The organism is Sphingomonas sp. BRN-1R, assembly GCF_057748035.1.
Genome location: NZ_CM173236.1, coordinates 2,699,364 through 2,718,912 on the forward strand (window position 1 = coordinate 2,699,364; position 19,549 = coordinate 2,718,912).

Here is a 19,549-nt window from a genome sequence, read left to right on the forward strand (position 1 = left end):
CCGGGGCTGGCATGATCGATGCGACACGAGCGCCCGCCCCAAGCCGTCATGCCAGCGAAAGCTGGCATCTCCCGGCAGCATCCCCAGCGCCCGCCACGGGGAGACCCCAGCTTGCGCTGGGGTGACGATTGCGCGCCCAACCCGTCGCCTCGGCGCAGGCCGAGGCGGTTGCGTAATCTGGCGATCCGCTTTCCACGTAAAGAAGCGGCCCCGGCCTGCGCCGGGCTTACCCCAGCCGCGCCAGCGCCGCGCCCAGCCGCTCCGCCTCTGCCGCCTTTTCGGCGTGATCGGCGCGTGCCTTCTCGACTGCCTCGGGCTTGGCGCGCTCGACGAAGCTCGCGTTCCCCAGCCGCCCGGCGAGCGCATCGCGCTCCTTCTCCGCCGCAGCGATGCCCTTGGTGAGCCGCGCGCGTTCGGCATCGAGGTCGATCACCCCGGCGAGCGGCAGCACGAAGGTCGCCTCCTCGATCACCACCTGCGCCGCGCCGCCGGCGGGCGCGTCGCCCTCGGCGAAGTCGATCCGCGCGAGCCGGGCGATCACCGCCTGCTGGCGCGCGATCCGCGCCTGCGTCTCCGCGCCCGCATCGCGGACGTGGAACGGCATGCGTGTGCCCGGCGCGATGTTGAGTTCGGTCCGCGCCGCGCGCACCTCGCTCACCAGCCGGATCAGCCAGTCGATCTCGCGGCGCGCCTCCGGGTCGATCGCGCGGGCGTCGGCCATCGGCCAGTGCGCGACGATCAGCTCGCTGTCACGCGCGCCGGTCTTCGACCACAGTTCCTCGGTGATGAACGGCATGAACGGGTGGAGCAGCACGAGGATCTGGTCGAGCACCCAGCCCGCCACGGAACGCGTCTCGTCCGCCTCCGGCCCCCTCGCGGGCGCATCCATCTGGCCGAGCAACGGCTTGATAAGCTCGATATACCAGTCGCAGAACCGGCTCCACGCGAACTGATAGACCGCATTGGCCGCGCCATCGAAACGGTAATCGGCGAGCGCGAGATCGACCGCCTGCACCGTCTCGATCGTCTCGGCGATGATCCATTTGTTGACCGCGAGCGTGGCGTGCGGCGCCTCCAGCGTGGCGCTCGCGCCGATGCCGTTCGCCTGGCAGAAGCGTGCGGCGTTCCACAACTTGGTCGCGAAGTTGCGATAGCCCTCGACGCGCTTCTCATCCATCTTGATGTCGCGGCCCTGGCTTTCCATCGCCGCCATGAAGAAGCGCAACGCATCCGCGCCGTAGCGGTCGATCAGCCCGAGTGGATTGACGACATTGCCCTTCGATTTCGACATCTTCTGCCCGTCCGCCGCCCGAACGAGGCCGTGCAGGTAGAGCGTCTTGAACGGCACATCCTTCATGAAGTGGATGCCCTGCATCATCATCCGGGCATCCCAGAAGAACAGGATGTCGAAGCCGGAGATCAGCACGTCATTGGGGTAGCGGCCGTGGAGCGTCGGATTGGTGTCGTCCGGCCAGCCCATCGTCGCGAACGGCCACAGCGCCGAGGAAAACCACGTGTCGAGGACGTCGCTATCCTGCGTGAGAACGACACCCGCCCCAGCCTGGGCGCGTGCCTCGGCTTCGGACAGAGCAACATAGACCACACCGTCGTCGCCGAACCAAGCCGGAATTCGGTGCCCCCACCACAATTGCCGCGAGACGCACCAAGGCTGGATATTCTCCATCCAGTTGAAGAACGTCTTCTCCCACGTCTTCGGCACGATCCTGATCGCGCCCGAGCGGACCGCCTCGATCGCCGGCTTCGCCAAGGTCGCCGCATCGACATACCACTGGTCGGTCAACCACGGCTCGATCACCACGCCCGAACGGTCGCCGTAGGGCGTCTGGATCGTGCGCGGTTCGAAATCGTGCTCGGCATCCTCCTTGTCGAGATGCGTGACGAGCAGGCCCAGCGCCTTCATCCGCGCCACCACCAACTCACGCGCGCCGTCGACCTTATCCTTGCGGAAGCGGTGCAGCCCGATGAACTCGGCCGGCACCAACCCGTCGGCGGTCTGCACGACGTCGGCCTTCGCATCGAGCATGTTGAGCATGTCGCGCGCCTCGATGCCGGCGCGCCTCGCGACCTCGAAATCATTGAAGTCGTGACCCGGCGTGATCTTCACCGCGCCCGAACCCAGTTCGGGGTCGGCATGATCGTCCGCGACGATCGGAATTCGACGCCCGGTGATCGGCTGCTCGATGAACTTGCCGATCACGCTCGCATAGCGCTCGTCCGCCGCGTTCACCGCCACTGCCATGTCGGCGAGCATCGTCTCGGGCCGGGTCGTCGCGACGACGATATGGTCGCGCCCGTCCGCGAGGCGAACGCCGTCAGCGAGCGGGTAGCGGAAGTGCCAGAAGCCACCCTTGATCTCGCGCGTCTCGACCTCAAGGTCGGAGATGGCGGTGCCGAGGCCCGGATCCCAGTTCACCAGCCGCTTGTCGCGGTACAGCAGGCCCTCGTTATACAGATCGACGAACACCTTGAGGACGGCTTTCGAAAAGCCCTCGTCCATCGTGAAGCGTTCGTTCTGCCAGTCCATCGAGCAGCCGAGCCGCCGCAATTGCTGCGTGATCTCGCCGCCGCTCTCGGCCTTCCAGTCCCAGACCTTGGCGACGAAATCCTCGCGGCTGAAACCGGTGCGCTTCTGGCCATGCTGAGCCATCTGCCGCTCCACCACCATCTGCGTGGCGATGCCGGCGTGATCGGTGCCGACCACCCACAAGGCATCCTTGCCCTTCAGCCGGGCGTGGCGCGCAAGGATATCCTGCAACGTATTGTCGAGCGCATGACCGATGTGGAGCGAGCCGGTCACGTTGGGCGGCGGGTTGACGATCGTCCACGGCTCGGCACCGGGGCGATCGGGGCGGAACAGGCCGTTCGCCTCCCAATGCGCATACCAACGCTGCTCGATTTCGGCGGGGTCGAAGGTTTTGGGAAGTTCGCTCATGCGCCCAGCGTTTACCGGGAAGCGCTCAAAATAAAAGGGCGGCGCGTTCCCGCACCGCCCTTCCGTTCGGATCGCGTGTCGATCAGACCGCGTCGTGCGGTACGGTCCTGGGTTCAGGCGCGGGCGCCGGTGCCTTGGCGGGGGTCGGCGCGGTGCCGAATTTCGCCGCCTTGCTGCAATCGCCCGAGCTTTGCGAGACGACCTTGGGCTGCGCGCTGCCGTAGGAGGTCATCTGGTAGCTTTGCGTGCAGCCCTTGCCGTCTGCGCCGCTGCTGTACGACGTGTACGAATAGCTGACCGTGCCGCCGCCGGGCAGGGTCTTCATCGCCGCCTGATCGAGCTTGCCGTTCGGCTGCGCGGTGGCCGCCTGCTGCTGCATGGCCGCGACCTGCTTCATCATCGCGGCCTGCTGGCGATCGAAATCCGCAAACATCTGGTCGAAGCCGGCGAACGCCATGCGTGGATCGACCAGCGCGAAAGGCACGGCCTGCGAAACCGGCACCAGCTCAACCTTGGGCGCGACATCGCCGAAATAGCGGACGTGCGCGACCGAACCGTCGGGCAGGTTGACGTTCATCACATGCATCGCGCGATCCGCCGCGAGCGCGCTTCCGGCCAGCGCCGCCGTACCGATCCCGGCCAGCGCGAGTTTCGAAATCAGGTTCATAAAGCTGTCTCCTCAGCATCTTGAACGACGCGGGAAAGTGTATTCCGCCAAGCTGAACCGCAGATGAAAGCAACCCGCGCCGCGCTCACGCATTGAAGCTGTTCCGCCCAATGCCGAGGATCAGCCGATGCCGACAGAATACACGATGCTCGCTTGGGGCTGCGTGCTCGCCCTCGTCCACATCTTCGCCGCCTCCACGGTACGGACGGCGCAATATGGCACCGCCTGGAACGCGGGCAACCGCGACTCGGACCCGGGCGCGCCTTCGCCGTTGGTCGGCCGCCTGACGCGGGCGCAGGGCAATTTCTTCGAGACGTTCCCGCTGGTGATCGCGATCGTCGCGCTGCTCGGCCTTGCCGATATCCACACGCGATGGACCGCGATCGGCGCGGTGGTGTGGCTGGTCGCCCGCGTCGCTTATCTGCCGATCTATGCGGGTGGCATCGTCTATGTCCGCTCCGCGGTGTTCCTCGTCAGCCTCGCCGGCATCGTGATGATGCTGTGGCCGCTGCTCACGGCCACGCTGTGAGGCTCATTGCGGCGTCTTGCCGGTCCATTTGCCCATCCAGCCGAGCACCTCGTGATACCATTGCCGGCTCTCCTTGGGCTTCGTCACCCAATGGCTGCCACCCGGAAACACCACCAGCCGCGAGGGAATGTCACGCCGCTGGAGCGCGGTGAAGGCGGCGATGCCCTGCGTATAGGGGATGCGGTAATCGCCTTCGGAGGTGATGACGAGTTGCGGTGTCTTCCACGCGGTGACGTGATTGACCGGGTTCCACTTCTCGAACGCCTGCGGATCTTCGAAATAGGCCTTGCCGCCATGCTCCCACTCGTCGAACCACAATTCTTCGGTCTCGTAGGCCATCGCGCGCGCGTCGAACACGCCGTCATGCTGGACGATGCACTTGAAACGATCGGGCCAGTTGCCCTCGATCCAGTTCATCATATAGCCGCCGTAGGAGGCGCCGAGCGCGCAGGCATTGTCGCCGTCGAGCCACGCGAACTTGTCCGTCGCCGCCTTTAGCCCGGCCTTGAGATCTTCGAGCGGCCAGCCGCCCCAGTTGTTGCTGATCGCGTCGGTGAACGCCTGTCCGTAACCGGTCGAGCCGTGGAAATCGACCGCGACAAGGCCGTAGCCCGCGCCCGCGAACAGCGCCGGGTTCCACCGGTACGACCAGCTGTTGTTGCTCGACCCCTGCGGCCCGCCGTGCACCATATAGGCGACAGGCACTTTCCCCGCGCTGCCGGCGGGCTTCACCGCGTAGCCCCAGACCGTATCGTTGTTCGCGCCGGTGAAGCTGAACTTGGTCACGCTCGGCATGTCGATGCCGGCGAGCTTGTCGGCGTTGACCGCGGTGAGCCGCACCGGCTTGCCCTTGCCGCTCACCCTGTAAAAATCGTCGGGCGCGATCAGGCTGTTCATCGCATAGATGAGCCCCGTGGCGGTTGGCACCACGGCGGAGACGTTGCCGGCCTGCGTAAGCCGCGTGACCTTGCCGCTCGCCGCATCGACCGACCAGATCGGGTTCTCCTGCGTATCCTCGGCGGTAACGATCAGCCGCTTGCCGTCGGGCGCCCAGGCGATCGATTCGATCGAGCGGTCCCAGCCTTCGGTCAACGCGCGGGTCTGCCCGGTGGCGAGGTCGCGCAGCATCAGCACCTGCCGGTCCGCCTCGAAGCCCGGCCGCTTCATCGCCGCATAGGCGAGCCACTTGCCGTCTGGCGAAACCGCCGGGATCGTGTCCGTGGCGTGGTTGGCTTGCGTTAGGTTCACCGGCGCAGCCGAACCGTCGGCGGGCGCGGCATAGATGTCGAGGTTGGTCGACAGCGGCTCCTTGCCGTCGCCCTTGCGCAGCGCGAAATACACGGTCTTGCCGTCCGCGCCCCACGCGATCTCGCTACCGTCACCGAACGGCTTCGAGGGCGCGTCGCCGATCAGCCCGCCCTCGATCGCGACACCGTTGCCCGGCGCGCCGCTCGCGGTGAGAGGCAGCACGAACAGTTGCGAACGCTTGCCCTCGTACCAGCTCGCCCAGTGCCGCACGAACAACTGGTCGAAGGTGCGCGCATTGCCGGCGCGCGAATCCTTCTTGACCATCGGCTCCTCAAGACTCGGCGCGCCGGGCCGGCGATCGGCATAGATCAGCAGCTTGTCGCCGGTCGGCGCGACGATGAAGCCGCCCATCCCGCCCTTGAAGTCGGTCAGCCGAGTCGGCGTGCCGCCCGCGACTGGCACCGACCAGACCGCGTCATCGCCGCCCTTGTCCGACTGGAAATAGACCGTCTTGCCGTCGCGCGAAAATTGCGGCGCGCTTTCGTTGACATCGGCGTCGGCGACCAGCTTCGCGGGCTTGGCGTTGCGCGCGGTGAGATCAAGCCGCCACAGATCGAAATGGCCGGTATCGGCATCGACATCGGTTTCGCGCTGTTGCCAGACCAGCCAATGCCCGTCGGCGGAGACCGCCGGCGCAGACACGCGGGACAGCGCGATCACGTCGTCGATAGTGAGCTGACGGGCGGCGGCGGGCGCGGCGGCGAAAGCGAGCAACGCGGTGCTCGCGGCAAGAAGCGTCTTCATGGCCGGTGGTAGAGCAGACCGCGTGGCGGCACGCAACGGCTGTCGTTTCGGGTGCGGTCGCGCGGCGGTTCGGCGGCGAAAGAGGGGCCGATGACCCAAGTCATGCCTGACTCCAAGCCTCGACTCACCCCCCTCGCCGTTCGTGCTGAGCGAAGTCGAAGCACGTGCCACAAGCGACACCGCGCGGAGCACGCACGTCGACGTCGCTAAGTGCGAACGAAGTCTGGAATGGCGTCAGTTAATCACCCGCATGTGCACAGGATTAGCTCGATCGACACGGCGATCGCCGCGCCCGTCGGGCGCGCATCACCGCACGCCACCACCCGCCAGCCTTAGCCAGAGATCAACGGTTCTGGCTGGTGATCCGCGCGATCTCGGTTGCGACCATCTGCTCGACCATCGCGGGCAGATTGGCGTCGAGCCACTCGCGCAGCATCGGCTTGAGCATCTCGCGCACCATGCCTTCGAGCGTGTCCGAACCCGACACCTCGGGCTTCACGACGAGGCGCGACAGCGCGTCGAGCGGCCCGCGCGTGGCGGTCTCCGCCCCGCGCGACAACAGCGGCTCGGCCGATTCCGGCTCCGCCCGATCCTGCCGGGTGCGCTCCGGCTTGGCCTGCTCCGGCTGGTCCTGCCGCGCCTGCGCGAGCGCATCGGCGAACTGCACCGGTGCCGGCTCGGGCGCGGTCATCTTTGGCTGCATCGCAGGCATCGCTTCCTCCGCCTCGTCCTCGTCATCATAGTCGACCGCTTCGTTCAGCTCGAGCACTTCGCGCGGTTGCGTGAGTGGCAGCGGGCGACCACCGGCGGGGCGAGTCGGCCGTCGCAACCGTCCGGCGCTCACATCGCCCTCTTCGGCGATGATACGCTTGATCGAGGAGAGAATGTCCTCCATCGACGGCTCGGCGCTGATATCACCCATTGCGATCAACCTTTTTGCCCCGACATTATGGTTAATGTTTTCTGATCGCACTGTTTGCGGGATTTGCAGCAGGGCTGTCAACTGGTGTATCGAGAAACGGGTCAAGCGGTTTGGTCACAATCGCGGTTTGCGGGGAGCTGCCGGCAGTGCTGGTCGCGACCGGCTTGGGCGCAGGCGCCGGTGCCCAATCCCAGATGGTATGGCTGACATGCTTGTAGTTGAGCGTCGGATCGTACAGCGCGCCGCCGTCGAGCCCGAGATCGCGTGCTTCGGCCTTGCCCATCGCCGCCAGCAGCGAGAAGCCCGCGACATAGGCGTCGCGCTGTGCCGAAACGAGCGTGATCTGCGAGTTGAGCAACTCCTGCTCGGCGTTGAGGATATCGAGGATGGTACGGCTGCCGACGCTGTTCTCGGCACGCACGCCCTCCAGCGACAGCTTGTTGGCATCGACCGCCGATTCGCTCGACGCGATCACCTGAAGCGACGATTTCCACACCGCAAAGGCCGAGCGAGTCTGCGCGATCACGCTGCGTTCGACTTCGGTGACTTGCTCGATCGCCTGCCCGCGCCGCGCCTGCGCCTGGCGAATCTGCGCGGTCGGGCCACCGCCCTGATACAGCGGCACGTTGAGCTGCACGCCGATCGTTGCCGACTTGCCGCTTTGCGTAAGCCCGAACTCGGTGCCCGCGCCCAGCGAATTGAAATAATTGTAGTAGTTGCCGCTGGCGACCGCGCTGACACGCGGCAGGCGAGCGGCGGCGGCCGTGCCGACGTCATAGACCGTCGCGTCCCGGCTCTTCTGCGCGGACAGCAGCGCGGGATTGTCCTTGAGCGCGACGTCGACCGCCACCTCGGGATCGCCCGGCAGGTTGGGAAGCGCAGGCGGCTGTTCCAGCCCGACCGGCGCGGTGCCGACGTAGCGGATGTAATTTTCGCGACTCGAGATCAGCTGCGCCTCGGCGCTCTGCAACTGGCTTCGCGCCAGCGCGAGTCGCGCTTCCGATTGCGCGACGTCCGTCCGCGTCAGGTCGCCAACCTGAAAGCGGTCGCGGCTCGCCTGGAGGTTGACGTCGAGCACATGGACGTTCTGCGCGTTGAGCGAGACGATCGCCTCGTCGCGCACCACGTCCATATACGCGCCCACGACCGAGGCGAAGACGCTCGCTTCGGTATCACGCAAGCTCAGCCGCCCGGCATCGACGCGCGTCTTCGCGGCGTTGATCGAACTGCGGATGCCGCCGCCCGCGTAGAGCGGTACGGTGAGTTGCGGCTGCGCGACGATCTGGCGTTGCGGGTTGGAGAGCGTATTGGCGTCGTTATAGACGCTTTCGCTATATTGCGCGGCAACGCTGGCGGCGGGCAGCCCCTGCGCCCGCGCGAGCGGCACACCCTCGTCGATCGCGCGGACGTTGGCGCGATCGGCGGTGAGCGTGGGATTGGTGTTGTACGCCTTTGCCAGCGCCTCACGCAGCGTCTCCGCGCTCGCGGGCGTCGCCGCGAGCAGAACGCTCGCGCCGGCAAGATACAAACTCTGTCGCATTGCCGGCGGAACGCCTTTTTCAGAAGGAGAAGGATTTCGGGCGCGAAAAGCCCGGCAGCGGCACGCATTCGACATCGGCGAAACCGACCAGTCCGAACCCGCCCGAGGTACGCCGACCGGCGCTGAGCCGGGTCACGCCGCGATCCAGGATGCCTGCCACCGCGCGGCCGCCGGGGCGGACCTGCGCCACGATCGCGTCGGGCACCTGCTCGACCGCGCCGTCGATCACCAGCACGTCATACGGCGCACCCTCGGCGTGGCCGGCCTGAAGCGGCCCCTCGACCACGGTCACGCCCGGCGTGCCGGCGAGTGCGGCACGCGCCATCGACGCGAGGGCAGGATCGCTTTCCAACGCAACGACCGACGTGACGATCTCGGCCAGCACCGCCGCCGTATAGCCACCGGCCGCGCCGATCAGCAGCACGCGGTCGCTCGGTTCGAGATACGCTTCAGTCAGCAGGCGACCGGTCGCGATCGGCACGTTCTGCAAACGCCCATGGCCGAGCGGCACGGCGGTGTCGCGATACGCCAGCTCGGCCACGGCGAGCGGCAGGAACGCCTCGCGCGGCACCCGGTCCATCGCGGCGACCACGCGCGGATCGTTCACCGAATTGGTCCGCAACTGGCTGGCTACCATCGCATGACGCATGGCCTGAAGGCTTGGCTGAGACGCGGTCAAAGTCATATGCACCCCTGTCGCACAACCGTGTTGATCGTGCAATACACTAATCCGATAACGGCTTGTACCGCGCACATGCAGCATCGCCAAGCGGCCCGCGCAATTTTCACCAAGCCCGGTTGACTTGGCCGCGATGTCCGCGCATCAGCCCGCCTCTCGGCCCGATGGCGGAGTGGTGACGCAGAGGACTGCAAATCCTTGCACCCGGGTTCGATTCCCGGTCGGGCCTCCACTTTCAACGACCTGTCCGCTGCGACTCGCGCGCTTCCAGCGCCGCGACGAGCGGCAGGTCGGCGGGCGGCATCGCCATCGCGCGCAGATCCGCCGGACGGCGCCAGTCCAGCGCATCAGCCTCGACGGCGCGCGGCGTGCCCTGCCAACGCTCACAACCATACAACATCAGCACCAGAGTGCGCGCGCCCGCCGGCGCGGTCGCGAAGGCAAGCGGCATGAGATCGTGCGTGGCGACGGTCACGTCGAGCTCCTCCGCCAATTCGCGCACCAGCGCCGCTTCCGGCGACTCGCCCGCTTCGAGCTTCCCGCCGGGGAATTCCCACAGCCCGGCCAAAGCCTTACCGGCCGGGCGGCGCTGGACCAGCACGCGCCCGTGCGCGTCACGCAGCGCCGCCGCAACCACCAGCAGGACCGCCCCGGTTTCCGTCACGCGCGTACCCTTCGCCATTCCTTAACATCGATGTCATAGTATCAGCGCGGATTTTTGTACCAGGGCAAGAGAGCATGTTCGCCAAGCTGATCAAGACGCTTCTGCGCGACCGACGCGGCGGCACCGCCATCGAATATGGCCTGATCGCCGCGCTGGTGGTGATCGTGATGATCGCCTCGCTGATCGAGATGGCACACGTGACGACCGGCATCTGGAACGACGTCAGCGGCAAGGTTCAGACCGCGACTAAGAGCAACTGAGCCCGGCACCTACGCAGAAGTTCCGGGCAGCCTTAAACTTTTATCAACGGTGCGGCGGTACACAGACATTGCTGACCCGGTCCTCCGGTTCAGCCGGGTAACTGAAGCTTTTGAATCACTGGAGACCGGACGTATGCAGACCATCCGCAAGTTCATCAAGAACAGCAAGGGCGCGACCGCCATCGAATACGGCCTGATCGCAGCTCTGATCGCTGTTGCAGCCATCGCCGCGATGCAGGGCCTGGGCAACCAGCTCACGAAGACGTTCAGCAACGTCACGAGCAACATGAAGGCGTAAGCTTTACGCTTCGCCTACAAATCGGGCGGCAAACCTCAGGGTTTGCCGCCCTTTTTTATGCGGTGCAGGTGAAGACACATCGGCGTCGCCCGCCTACTGGCTCACACTATTCTCGCCGTGTTACAGACCGGCTGCTGTCCGGTCAGAGTCGGCCCATCGCGAGGAACTTCTGCTGGCGCTCACGTCGTAGCGTGGCCGGATCGCGTCCGCCCAGTTCGGCCAGCGAATCGGCGATGGCGTTGCCAAGCGCGCCGATCGCCGCGGTCGGATCGCGGTGCGCGCCCCCGAGCGGTTCGGGCACGATCGTGTCGATCACGCCAAGCGTCTTGAGATCCTGCGCCGTCACCTTCATCGCCTCGGCCGCGTCGGCGGCGCGCTCGTTGGTGCGCCACAGGATCGCGGCGCAACCCTCTGGCGAGATTACTGAATAGACCGCATTCTCGAACATTAGCACGCGGCTCGCCGCGGCAAGCGCGATCGCGCCACCTGAACCGCCCTCGCCCACGATCGCCGCGACCATCGGCACGCCGAGCGCGAGGCATTGCTCGGTCGAACGCGCGATCGCCTCGGCCTGCCCGCGCTCCTCGGCCTGCACGCCGGGGAACGCCCCCGAGGTATCGACCAAGGTCAGCACCGGCAGTGCGAATCGGTCGGCAAGCTGCATCAGGCGGATCGCCTTGCGATAGCCCTCCGGCTTGCCGGAGCCGAAATTGTGGCGGATGCGCGTCGCGGTATCGTGGCCTTTCTCATGGCCGATCACCATCACGCGTTGCCCGCGAAAACGCGCGAAACCTCCGAGGATCGCCTGATCGTCGGCAAAGGCGCGATCGCCGGCGAGCGGCACGAACTGGTCGAACAGACCGGCGACATAATCCTTGAAGTGCGGGCGCTCGCCATGCCGCGCCACCAACGTCTTCTGCCAGGGCGTCAGCTTGGCATAGGTGTCGCGCAGCAGCTTGTCGGACTTGGCCTGGAGCCGCGCGACATCGGCGGAAATGTCCACCGTGCCGCCGGCACCGGTTTCGCGGAGTTCGTCGATGCGAGCCTGAAGCTCGGCGATCGGCTTTTCGAAGTCGAGGAAGGTTGCCATCAGGCCGCGTCGGTTAAGACGTGCGCCGGGACTTGGCAATGGCCGGCGAGCGGGCCGGGCGCCGCAAGCAGCACCCGGCCCGTCCCATCACAGCCCGTAGGAGAGGCGAAGATAGCCGAACTGGCCCGGCAGATCATAGGTCGTCGGGTCGAAGTTCGCGCTGTCGCACGTGTTGCAGGCGGGCGGCGCCTTGTTGAACACGTTGTTCACGCCGGCCGTCAGCCGCATCTTGTGGTCCATCCACGCCGGCGAGAAATACACCTGCACGTCGCCGTAGAAGGTCGCGCCCATGCGGTGCCCGTCGTTCTCGTACACCGCGCTGATGTAGCGCGCTGTGAACGACGCGCCGAACGCCGCGCTCGACCAGTCGAGCGTGGAGTTCAGCTTGAACTCGGGGAACGCCTGATCGGTGTTGAGGCAGCGTTCGGTGCCGACGCAATGCAGAGTCGGAGAGTTCAGCGCGGCCGGGGGCGCGACATCGTATTTGATGATGTACGCCGCGTTCGCGCTCAGCCCGATCGTACCGCCATATACAGCGGGCGAGCGGTAGATGAACGTCGCGTCGACACCTTCGGTATTGATCGAGTTGAGGTTCTGGAGCGTGCCGTTGATGCCGGTCACGTCGCCGTTCGAAGCACGCGTGATCGACGCGCAGCTCACCGGATCGGCGAGGAAGGCGCAGCGGTTGAGCAGCAGCGTGCCCGGCACCGAGTCGATCGCGTTCTTCAGCTCGATGCTGTAGTAATTGACCTCAAGGCTCATCGTGCTCGCAAAGCTGCCGCGTGCCCAGGACGGGCTGTACACGCCGCCTGCCGTCCACGTCGTCGAGGTTTCCGGCTTCAGCGCGGTCGAACCTTGCGAGAAGATACCGATCTGGCCGCCCTGTGGCTCGGCGTAGCTGCCGCTCGCCGGGACGCCGTTGGCGATGCAGTTGGCGCGCACGGTCGCGTTGCTCTGGAAGCTGCCCCCCGCCGCGCTGGTGCATGGATCGTTGATGGTGGCGTCGAAGCGCGAGCGGCCGGCGTAGAGTTCGCCCAAGCTCGGCGCGCGCAGGCTCTCTGCGTAACCGCCGCGGAACAGCAGGTCGGCCACCGGCTTCCACAGGCCCGACGCGGTGAACGTCGTGTTGCCCCCGAAGGTCGAATAGTCCGAATGGCGTACCGCGCCGTCGAACTCGAGCCGGTGGAAGAACGGCGTGTTGGCGAGGATCGGCACGCGGATTTCGCCGTACACCTCGTCGGTATTGTAGCTGCCGCGCGCCGGGCTGGTCGGCACGTCGGCGCCGAGCCCGGCGACGATGATCGGATCGGGATCGTAGCTCGCCTGCTGGTCGCGATGTTCGTACCCGACCGCGAAGCCGACCGCGCCCGCGGGCAGTTCGAACAGATCACCCGACAGGTTGGCGGTGAAATCGGCGAGGCGCTGCTTGCTCTTGTCGTGTTCGTCGAACGTCACATAGTCGAGCATCGCCTTGGTGATCGAACCCGCGCCACCGAAGATGTTGAACGGCACGCACGCGCCGGTGCACTGCGCGACCGGGCCGAGCGCCTGCGCCAGCTTCGCCGCGTTGAGGTTGCCGGTGAAGATCTGATGGGCGTCGTTCAGGCCGTAAACGCCGTTGATGTCCCAGTACCATTTATGCTCGCCGACATGGAACGAGCCGTCGAGGGTTGCGGTCGCCGAGAAGGTGTTGACGTCCTGGCTGAAAGTGCGCTGGCCGCCTTCGACGAAACGACGACGGATCGTGGAGTAATTGGCCGGAGTGCCGTTCGCGCCTGACGAGAGCGTCACGCCGAAGGGGTTGTACGGATTGGTGGCATCGACCGAGATCGTGTCGAGCAGATTGCCGTTGCCGGCATCAGGGCCGATGAACAGCGGCAGGAACGCCGCCTCCGTGGTCGAATTGCGCTTGTTGTACACAAGCTTGGTGCGGAAGTTGACCGAGTCCGACAGTTCCTGCTTGAAGTTGAAGAACGCACCGTAGCGTTCGTTCGGGGTGAGCAGGTAGTTGTATGGCGAGAAGTTGAACGAGTCGGTCGACGAGTTATAGGCACGGTAATCCGCCAGGGTCGGCGCGCGGCCGATCACCGGCGTTCCAAGCGTCAGGCTCTGCCCGAGCACGTCATACCGGCCGTTGGGCGTCGCGCTGGAACAGCCGCCAGCCGCACAGCTCGTCGCATAAGGCTGCGGATAACGTGAGATCGCGCGATCGTTGGTGCTGACCGATTCCTGCTTGGCGTAATAGCCGCCGAACACCGCCGATGTCCCGCTGTCGGGATGCTGGATGCCGTAACTCAGCTCGTAATTCTGCGTGTGGCCATCGCCCTGACGATAGGTGCCGAACTGCGCATTGGCTTGCAGGCCCTTCTGGCTCTGCTTGGTGATGATGTTGACCACGCCTGCGACCGCGTCCGAACCGTATAGCGGCGACGCGCCCGATTGCAGCACCTCGACACGCTCGATCATGTTGGTCGGGATCTCGTTGAGATCGACCGAGGCCGGGATGCCGCCCGCCGAGGAGCCGTTGACGTAGCGCATGCCGTCGACCAGCACGAGCGTCCGCTTGGCACCGAGATAGCGCAGGTCGATCTCCGCCGCGCCCGAGCTGACGCCGGTGCCGTCGGGCGGCCCGCCGATGTTGCCGGCGTTGTTGACCTTGCTGTTGAGCCCGCCGCTTGCGCTCGGCAGGCGTTGCAGCACGTCCGCGATCGAGGAAAGGCCGGTCTTGCCAATCGCCGACTGGTCGACCGTGAGGACGGGTTTGTCCTGATCCAGCGGATCGCGGCGAATGCGCGAGCCTGTCACGACGATATCGTCGCCGGCCGCCGCAGCGGTATCGGCAGGCGCCGCGATTTGCGCGCTTGCCGGCACCGCACATGCCGCCGCGACAATGGCGAGCGCAGCCGCGCCCGAAAATCTTCCGAACTGAATCTCACGCATCGAATATTTCCCCTATTCGCGCCCCGAGACACCCTCTCTGTTATTGGCCGTTATACAAACGCAACAATCTGCCGCTGGCTAGTGCGCGGAAGCCACACTTGGGCAGAATCGGACGTAAACCGTCTTTATCGTGACGAAAGTGCGGAGTGCGTTCGAGGTGGGTTCAGACGCCCGGCCACCGCAAGCGTCAGCGCGTGTGCCGCTCGGGGCTGCGGCGCAACACGACGTACAACGCACCCGCGCCGCCATGACGCGGATGCGCCGGGCGCACGGCGGCGATGTGTGCGCCATGGCGCGATCCCGCCAGCCAATCACCGATCGCCGCGCGGATCGCGCCGCGCGCGTGCGGGCGTTCGCTCTCGGCACGCGGCGGCTTGCCGGTGATGACGAGCAGCACGCGCTGCCCGGTCTGCACCGCGAAATCGAGCGCGGCGTCGAGCCGCGCATACGCCGAACCCAGCGTATGGCCGTGGAGATCGATCGAGGCGTCAGGCGCGGCGCGCCCGCGTGCGAGGTCGCGGTCCCACGATCCGTCGAGCGTGTTGGCGGAGAGCGGGCGCGGCGGCGGCGCGGGTCTGGCCGGCATCGGCAAGGGTGCGGGCACCCTGCCCCGCACCTTCTTGGCGGGCACCGGCGGTGGCACGGGCTCGGGCGGCTTGGCTGGCGCGACGATCCGCGCTGGCGGAGCGGCGACGCGCATCGGCCGGACGCTGGCGATGACGCGCGCCCACAGCGCCGCCTCCTCAGCGCTTAGCGGGCGCTTTCCCATAGGGCCCTTCCGCCGCGAGCCGCGCGAGCGTTCCCACCGGCAGCAGCAGGAACGCGGTGCCGTGCGCCGACATGCCGCCGGCGATCGCCTCGGCCTGATCGCCCCCGCCCCAATAGGTATCGAAGCGGTTGGCACCCTTGATCGCGCCGCCGGTGTCCTGCGCGATCCAGATGCCGTTTGCGTCGGCACGGTCCATCGACAACAGCACCGGCGCGCCGAGCGGAATGAACTTGGGGTCGGCGGCAACGCTCGCGCCGCCCATCACCGCATAGCCGAGCGCGCCCATCGGCGGCGTGTCGAGCACGCGAAAGAACACGAAGCTCTTGTTCTCGCGCATCAGATCACGCCCCTCGGCGGGATGTGCGCGCAGCCACGCGACGATCCCCTGCATCGTCGCCTGCCCCGGCGCGAGCAGCCCGCGTGCGCGCATCACCTGCCCGATGCCGGTGTAATCGCGCCCGTTCTGCGTCGCATAGCCGACGCGCAGGGTCGATCCGTCGGGCAGCCGCAGCCGACCGGAGCCCTGGATCTGCAAGAAGAACAGTTCGATCGGATCGGCCGCCCAGGCGATCACCGGCGCACGGCCGGCGAGCGCGCCATCCTCGATCGCGGCGCGATCGTAATAGGGCACGAAATTGCTGCCATCGACGCGGCCGCGGATCTTCTTGCCTTTCAGGCTGTCGCTGAACGCCCCGAGATCGACATCGACGAGATCGGCGGGACGGCCGTAAATCGGCACCTCATAGCCGCGCCGCCGGTCGCGCGATCCGGCGATCTCGGGTTCGTAATAGCCGGTCGCGAACGCCTTGCCGTCGCCGACCTGCACCGCCTCGAAATATTGCGAGAAGAAGCCGCGCGCCTCGCCGCGCGGGACGCTCGCCGCCGCATCACACGCCGGCGCCCAGTCGGCTCCATGCGTCAGGCCGGAGGCGTCGGTGCGTTTGCGCAGCGCCGGGCACGACAGCCGAAACGCCGCGAGCGAGCGCGCCGCCTGCGCCTCATCGATCGGTAGCGAATAGATCGCCGGACCCGCGACCACGCCCGCATCGCGCGCGCCCGGCCCGCTGGTCGGCGCAGCCACTGCGACCGGCGGCACCGGCCGCGACGCGGCTGGCGGCCGGCGCACCGGCGCTACGCCGGCGCTTGGCCGTGGCGGCTCAGATGGACTGACGCACGCGCCCAGCAGCAATGCGACCGCGAGCGCCCCCCAGCGCTTCCCCCCGTGCAGCATCCCCGACCTCAGGCTTCGTCGGTGTCGGCGAGCTTCCAGTTCGGATCGCTGCTCTTGAGCGTCCGCGCGAAGGTCCAGATATCGTGAGTCTCGACCGCGTCGGTCAGCGAGCCCGCGACCACCGTGCCCTCGCGGTCGCGCGTCACCGCCGCGATATCCGCATCGAAGCGGACGGTGATCCGCGCCGCCTTGCCGGAAAGCGAGGCATCGGTGATGACCGCACGCTCGATCGAGACCAGCCGGTTGTCGAGCGTATGCCCGGCCTCGGCCCGCTCCGCGATCGCGGCATCGAACGCGCCGCGCACCTCATCCTCGGCCAGCCAGGCGAGCTGCTGCTCGTCGCCGCTCCAATAGGCTTCAAGGATCATGCGATAGGCCGACTGCGCACCTTCCAGGAAGCGCGCCACGTCGAAACCCGGCTCGGCCGCGACGATCGCGCGCAGGCCCGCCTCGGCGCGCGGCGCGATGTTGCGGTTGAGCGGCTCACGCGGCTCCGCCTGCGTTTCGATCGGGCGCGGCAGCACCGTCACCGGCACGCGATCCTCGGCCGCCTTGGGCAAAGGCTGCTCGTGCCCGGTCCGCTTGCCGAGGACCATGTAGAGACGCAACGCCAGAAAGCAGGCGACCATCCCGAGCAGAACGACGTAGAACACTGTGCCTCCTGAACTTCGGCGAACGACCAATATAGGCACAACGCGCCAAGGATACAAATGGGGCCAGCCACCGCGCACCCGATACTCGTGTTGAACTGCCGCGCGCCCCCTGCTACGCGCCGCGCTTCGAAGGCGCCGGCAGAAGCGGCGCACATCTTCAGAGACACGAGGGCGAGTTTCATGAGCGAACAGGACGACGGCATCATCACCAGCAACGCGCCCTTTGCCAATGGTGAGGACGAGACGCCGCAGGCCGGGCTGATCTCGCAATACGTCAAGGATTTCTCGTTCGAGAACCCGAACGCGCCCGCGATCTACCAGACGCAGACCGCGCCGGCGATCGACGTTCAGTTCAACATCGCCGCCAACCAGGTCGGCGAGGATGTGCACGAGGTGACTCTGCGCATCGAGGTCCGCGCCGAGAGCGAGGGCACCGTCGCGTTCCTGGTCGACCTGTCGTTCGCCGGGCTTTTCGGGCTGCGCAACATCCCGCTCGAGCATGTCCAGCCGTTCCTGCTCGGCGAAGCGCCGCGCCTGATCTTCCCCTTCGCGCGCCGCGTGCTCGCCGATGCGGTGCGCGACGGCGGCTTCCCGCCGCTGATGCTCGAACCGATCGATTTCGGCGCGCTGTATCTTCAGCAGGCAGCCCAGACGAGCGCCAACGTCGGCGTGACCGGCAACGCCTGATTCCGCGTAACGGGCCGGGCGCCGGTACGCATGAACCTCGCGCGCGCGCTCGGCTCGGTCGGCGGGCTCACGCTCGCCAGCCGCGTGCTGGGGCTAGTGCGCGATTCGCTGTTCGCGCGCTACGTCGGCGCGAGCTTCGCGTCGGATGCGTTCCTGATCGCGTTCCGCCTGCCCAACATGTTCCGCGCGTTGTTCGCCGAAGGGGCGTTCTCGGCGGCGTTCATCCCGATGTTCAACAAGAAGGTCGGCGACGAGAGCGGCAACGGCCTGCCGAATGGCATCGCCTTCGCGCAGGACGTCTTATCGGTCCTGCTGCCGATCCTCATCGTGATGACGGTGATCCTCGAACTGGCGGCGTGGCCGGTTACGGCCGCGTTATCGGGCGGCTTTCACGGCATCAGTCGCGATCAATTCGGCTTCGCGGTGCTGCTATCGCGCTTCACCATACCATATCTGATGTTCATCAGTCTGGTGTCGCTGCTCGGTAGCATCCTCAACTCGCTCCATAAATTTTGGGTGAACGCCGCCGCGCCGATCCTGCTCAACCTGACGCTGATCGTCGCGCTACTGGCGTTTCACAACCATGATCCGTTCGTCACCGCGCGCAATCAGGCGGTGGCGGTGAGCGTGTCGGGTCTGCTGCAACTGCTGTGGCTGATGCTGTCGTGCCGCGCCAACGGCGTACGGCTGTCGCCGCGCCTCCCCCGCTTCAGCCCGGACGTGAAGCGGCTGCTCGCGTTGATCTGGCCCGCCGCCGCCGGAGCCGGCGCGGTACAGATCAACCTCGTCATCTCCTCCGCGCTTGCCGCCCATTTCCTGCCGCATGGCTCCGTGACGTACATCTACATGGCGGACCGGGTGAACCAGTTGCCGCTGGGGCTGATCGGGATTGGACTAGGTACGGTGTTGCTGCCGCTGATCTCGCGCCAGCTTGGCAGCGGGCAGGAGGCGGCGGCGATGGAGACGCAGAATCGCGGGCTGGAGCTGGCGCTGCTGCTCACCCTGCCCGCAACGGTTGCGCTGGTGCTGTGCGGCGGCCCGATAGTTGCCGCCTTGTTCGAACACGGCAAGTTTGATGCGACAGATACCTTCAACACCACGCAGGCACTCGCCGCCTTCTCGATCGGGCTGCCAAGCGTCATCCTCGTCAAGGTGCTGACCCCCGGCTTCTACGCGCGGGCCGACACGCGCACGCCGGTACGCTATGCGACGATCTCGATGGTCGTGAATCTCGCGCTCAACCTCGCGCTGATCCTGCCGCTCAAGCATATGGGGCCGCCGCTCGCCACCGCGCTCGCCTCGACGGTCAACACCTTCCTGCTGTACCGCACGCTGCGCAAACGCGGCCATTTCGCACCCGATGCGCGGCTGCGGCGGCGCGCGTGGCGGCTCGCGGCGGCGGCGCTGGTGATGGGGCTGGTGCTGTGGCTGCTGCAAGGCTTGCTGACGCCCTACACCCACGGCGACTGGCTGGTTCGGACAGGCGCGATGGTGGTGCTGGTCGGCGCGGGCGGGGTCGTCTATGCGATCGCCACCTTCGTTCTCGGCGCCTTCACCCGTGCCGATCTCGCCTTCCTGCGGCGCCGTCGCGGCGCCTGACACACGAAAGACTGCA

At 66.7% G+C, this 19,549-nt stretch carries 17 protein-coding genes and 1 tRNA gene; 6 read left to right on the plus strand and 12 right to left on the minus strand.

Annotated features, from left to right (window positions below):
* Positions 1-226: 226 nt before the first annotated feature.
* Positions 227-2,953 (minus strand): valine--tRNA ligase, encoded by a 2,727-nt coding sequence (locus AC3ANX_RS12465; protein WP_488333597.1) that lies wholly within the window; start codon positions 2,951-2,953, stop codon positions 227-229.
* A gap of 82 nt (positions 2,954-3,035) precedes the next feature.
* Positions 3,036-3,620 (minus strand): hypothetical protein, encoded by a 585-nt coding sequence (locus tag AC3ANX_RS12470; RefSeq protein WP_488333598.1) that lies wholly within the window; start codon positions 3,618-3,620, stop codon positions 3,036-3,038.
* Positions 3,621-3,747: 127 nt separating this feature from the next.
* Between AC3ANX_RS12470 and AC3ANX_RS12475 the strand changes: the two genes are divergently transcribed.
* Positions 3,748-4,149 carry an MAPEG family protein gene (locus AC3ANX_RS12475; protein ID WP_488333599.1) on the plus strand — a complete coding sequence of 134 codons (402 nt, stop codon included), beginning with the start codon at positions 3,748-3,750 and terminating at the stop codon, positions 4,147-4,149.
* Positions 4,150-4,152: 3 nt separating this feature from the next.
* Here AC3ANX_RS12475 and AC3ANX_RS12480 read toward each other — a convergent pair whose 3' ends face one another.
* From AC3ANX_RS12480 to AC3ANX_RS12495, 4 genes are all read right to left on the minus strand, one after another.
* Positions 4,153-6,201, minus strand: a complete 2,049-nt coding sequence (locus AC3ANX_RS12480; protein WP_488333600.1) for a S9 family peptidase — start codon at positions 6,199-6,201, stop codon at positions 4,153-4,155.
* A gap of 343 nt (positions 6,202-6,544) precedes the next feature.
* Positions 6,545-7,123: a DUF2497 domain-containing protein gene (locus tag AC3ANX_RS12485; RefSeq protein ID WP_488333601.1), complete on the minus strand. Its 579-nt coding sequence runs from the start codon at positions 7,121-7,123 to the stop codon at positions 6,545-6,547.
* 31 nt (positions 7,124-7,154) lie between these two features.
* The gene (locus AC3ANX_RS12490) at positions 7,155-8,663 is read right to left on the minus strand and encodes a TolC family outer membrane protein (protein WP_488333602.1); all 1,509 of its coding nucleotides are present in this window, start codon (positions 8,661-8,663) and stop codon (positions 7,155-7,157) included.
* A 19-nt stretch (positions 8,664-8,682) separates the two neighbouring features.
* Complete coding sequence (locus AC3ANX_RS12495; RefSeq protein ID WP_488333603.1) at positions 8,683-9,312, minus strand: protein-L-isoaspartate O-methyltransferase family protein; 630 nt, start codon at positions 9,310-9,312, stop codon at positions 8,683-8,685.
* 188 nt (positions 9,313-9,500) lie between these two features.
* On the opposite strand from AC3ANX_RS12495, the gene AC3ANX_RS12500 reads away from it, so the two are divergent.
* A tRNA-Cys gene (locus tag AC3ANX_RS12500) sits at positions 9,501-9,574 on the plus strand.
* A gap of 3 nt (positions 9,575-9,577) precedes the next feature.
* Here AC3ANX_RS12500 and AC3ANX_RS12505 read toward each other — a convergent pair.
* Entirely contained in the window at positions 9,578-10,024 is a 447-nt protein-coding gene (locus tag AC3ANX_RS12505) for a (deoxy)nucleoside triphosphate pyrophosphohydrolase (protein ID WP_488333604.1), read from the minus strand.
* 56 nt (positions 10,025-10,080) lie between these two features.
* Between AC3ANX_RS12505 and AC3ANX_RS12510 the strand changes: the two genes are divergently transcribed.
* Positions 10,081-10,266, plus strand: coding sequence for a Flp family type IVb pilin (locus AC3ANX_RS12510; RefSeq protein ID WP_488333605.1), 186 nt, complete (start codon positions 10,081-10,083; stop codon positions 10,264-10,266).
* A 133-nt stretch (positions 10,267-10,399) separates the two neighbouring features.
* Complete coding sequence (locus AC3ANX_RS12515) at positions 10,400-10,564, plus strand: Flp family type IVb pilin (protein ID WP_488333606.1); 165 nt, start codon at positions 10,400-10,402, stop codon at positions 10,562-10,564.
* A gap of 142 nt (positions 10,565-10,706) precedes the next feature.
* Here AC3ANX_RS12515 and AC3ANX_RS12520 read toward each other — a convergent pair whose 3' ends face one another.
* The 5 genes from AC3ANX_RS12520 to AC3ANX_RS12540 all read right to left on the minus strand — a co-directional run bounded on the left by AC3ANX_RS12520 (position 10,707) and on the right by AC3ANX_RS12540 (position 17,247).
* Complete coding sequence (locus tag AC3ANX_RS12520) at positions 10,707-11,654, minus strand: acetyl-CoA carboxylase carboxyltransferase subunit alpha (RefSeq protein WP_488333607.1); 948 nt, start codon at positions 11,652-11,654, stop codon at positions 10,707-10,709.
* Positions 11,655-11,741: 87 nt separating this feature from the next.
* Entirely contained in the window at positions 11,742-14,594 is a 2,853-nt protein-coding gene (locus AC3ANX_RS12525; protein WP_488333608.1) for a TonB-dependent receptor domain-containing protein, read from the minus strand.
* A gap of 187 nt (positions 14,595-14,781) precedes the next feature.
* A complete protein-coding gene (locus AC3ANX_RS12530) occupies positions 14,782-15,363 on the minus strand; it encodes a Smr/MutS family protein (RefSeq protein ID WP_488333609.1) in 582 nt (193 codons plus the stop codon).
* Positions 15,338-16,594: a murein transglycosylase A gene (gene mltA / locus AC3ANX_RS12535; protein ID WP_488333610.1), complete on the minus strand. Its 1,257-nt coding sequence runs from the start codon at positions 16,592-16,594 to the stop codon at positions 15,338-15,340. Before mltA ends, AC3ANX_RS12530 begins: the two co-directional genes overlap by 26 nt.
* A gap of 8 nt (positions 16,595-16,602) precedes the next feature.
* A complete protein-coding gene (locus AC3ANX_RS12540; protein ID WP_488333611.1) occupies positions 16,603-17,247 on the minus strand; it encodes a Tim44/TimA family putative adaptor protein in 645 nt (214 codons plus the stop codon).
* A 180-nt stretch (positions 17,248-17,427) separates the two neighbouring features.
* On the opposite strand from AC3ANX_RS12540, the gene secB reads away from it, so the two are divergent.
* A complete protein-coding gene (secB, locus tag AC3ANX_RS12545) occupies positions 17,428-17,934 on the plus strand; it encodes a protein-export chaperone SecB (protein WP_488333612.1) in 507 nt (168 codons plus the stop codon).
* A gap of 30 nt (positions 17,935-17,964) precedes the next feature.
* Positions 17,965-19,533: a murein biosynthesis integral membrane protein MurJ gene (gene murJ / locus AC3ANX_RS12550; RefSeq protein WP_488333613.1), complete on the plus strand. Its 1,569-nt coding sequence runs from the start codon at positions 17,965-17,967 to the stop codon at positions 19,531-19,533.
* The last annotated feature ends 16 nt before the right edge of the window (positions 19,534-19,549 follow it).

Excerpts from the sequence above, each read along its gene's own strand:
- AC3ANX_RS12515 (WP_488333606.1), top strand. The coding sequence starts at position 10,400 with ATGCAGACCATCCGCAAGTTCATCAAGAACAGCAAGGGCGCGACCGCC.
- AC3ANX_RS12510 (WP_488333605.1), top strand. The coding sequence starts at position 10,081 with ATGTTCGCCAAGCTGATCAAGACGCTTCTGCGCGACCGACGCGGCGGC.
- AC3ANX_RS12475 (WP_488333599.1), top strand. The coding sequence starts at position 3,748 with ATGCCGACAGAATACACGATGCTCGCTTGGGGCTGCGTGCTCGCCCTC.
- AC3ANX_RS12525 (WP_488333608.1), bottom strand. The coding sequence starts at position 14,594 with ATGCGTGAGATTCAGTTCGGAAGATTTTCGGGCGCGGCTGCGCTCGCC.
- AC3ANX_RS12495 (WP_488333603.1), bottom strand. The coding sequence starts at position 9,312 with ATGCGTCATGCGATGGTAGCCAGCCAGTTGCGGACCAATTCGGTGAAC.
- AC3ANX_RS12480 (WP_488333600.1), bottom strand. The coding sequence starts at position 6,201 with ATGAAGACGCTTCTTGCCGCGAGCACCGCGTTGCTCGCTTTCGCCGCC.
- murJ (WP_488333613.1), top strand. The coding sequence starts at position 17,965 with ATGAACCTCGCGCGCGCGCTCGGCTCGGTCGGCGGGCTCACGCTCGCC.
- AC3ANX_RS12465 (WP_488333597.1), bottom strand. The coding sequence starts at position 2,953 with ATGAGCGAACTTCCCAAAACCTTCGACCCCGCCGAAATCGAGCAGCGT.
- AC3ANX_RS12530 (WP_488333609.1), bottom strand. The coding sequence starts at position 15,363 with ATGGGAAAGCGCCCGCTAAGCGCTGAGGAGGCGGCGCTGTGGGCGCGC.
- AC3ANX_RS12470 (WP_488333598.1), bottom strand. The coding sequence starts at position 3,620 with ATGAACCTGATTTCGAAACTCGCGCTGGCCGGGATCGGTACGGCGGCG.
- AC3ANX_RS12520 (WP_488333607.1), bottom strand. The coding sequence starts at position 11,654 with ATGGCAACCTTCCTCGACTTCGAAAAGCCGATCGCCGAGCTTCAGGCT.
- AC3ANX_RS12505 (WP_488333604.1), bottom strand. The coding sequence starts at position 10,024 with ATGGCGAAGGGTACGCGCGTGACGGAAACCGGGGCGGTCCTGCTGGTG.
- mltA (WP_488333610.1), bottom strand. The coding sequence starts at position 16,594 with ATGCTGCACGGGGGGAAGCGCTGGGGGGCGCTCGCGGTCGCATTGCTG.
- secB (WP_488333612.1), top strand. The coding sequence starts at position 17,428 with ATGAGCGAACAGGACGACGGCATCATCACCAGCAACGCGCCCTTTGCC.
- AC3ANX_RS12490 (WP_488333602.1), bottom strand. The coding sequence starts at position 8,663 with ATGCGACAGAGTTTGTATCTTGCCGGCGCGAGCGTTCTGCTCGCGGCG.
- AC3ANX_RS12485 (WP_488333601.1), bottom strand. The coding sequence starts at position 7,123 with ATGGGTGATATCAGCGCCGAGCCGTCGATGGAGGACATTCTCTCCTCG.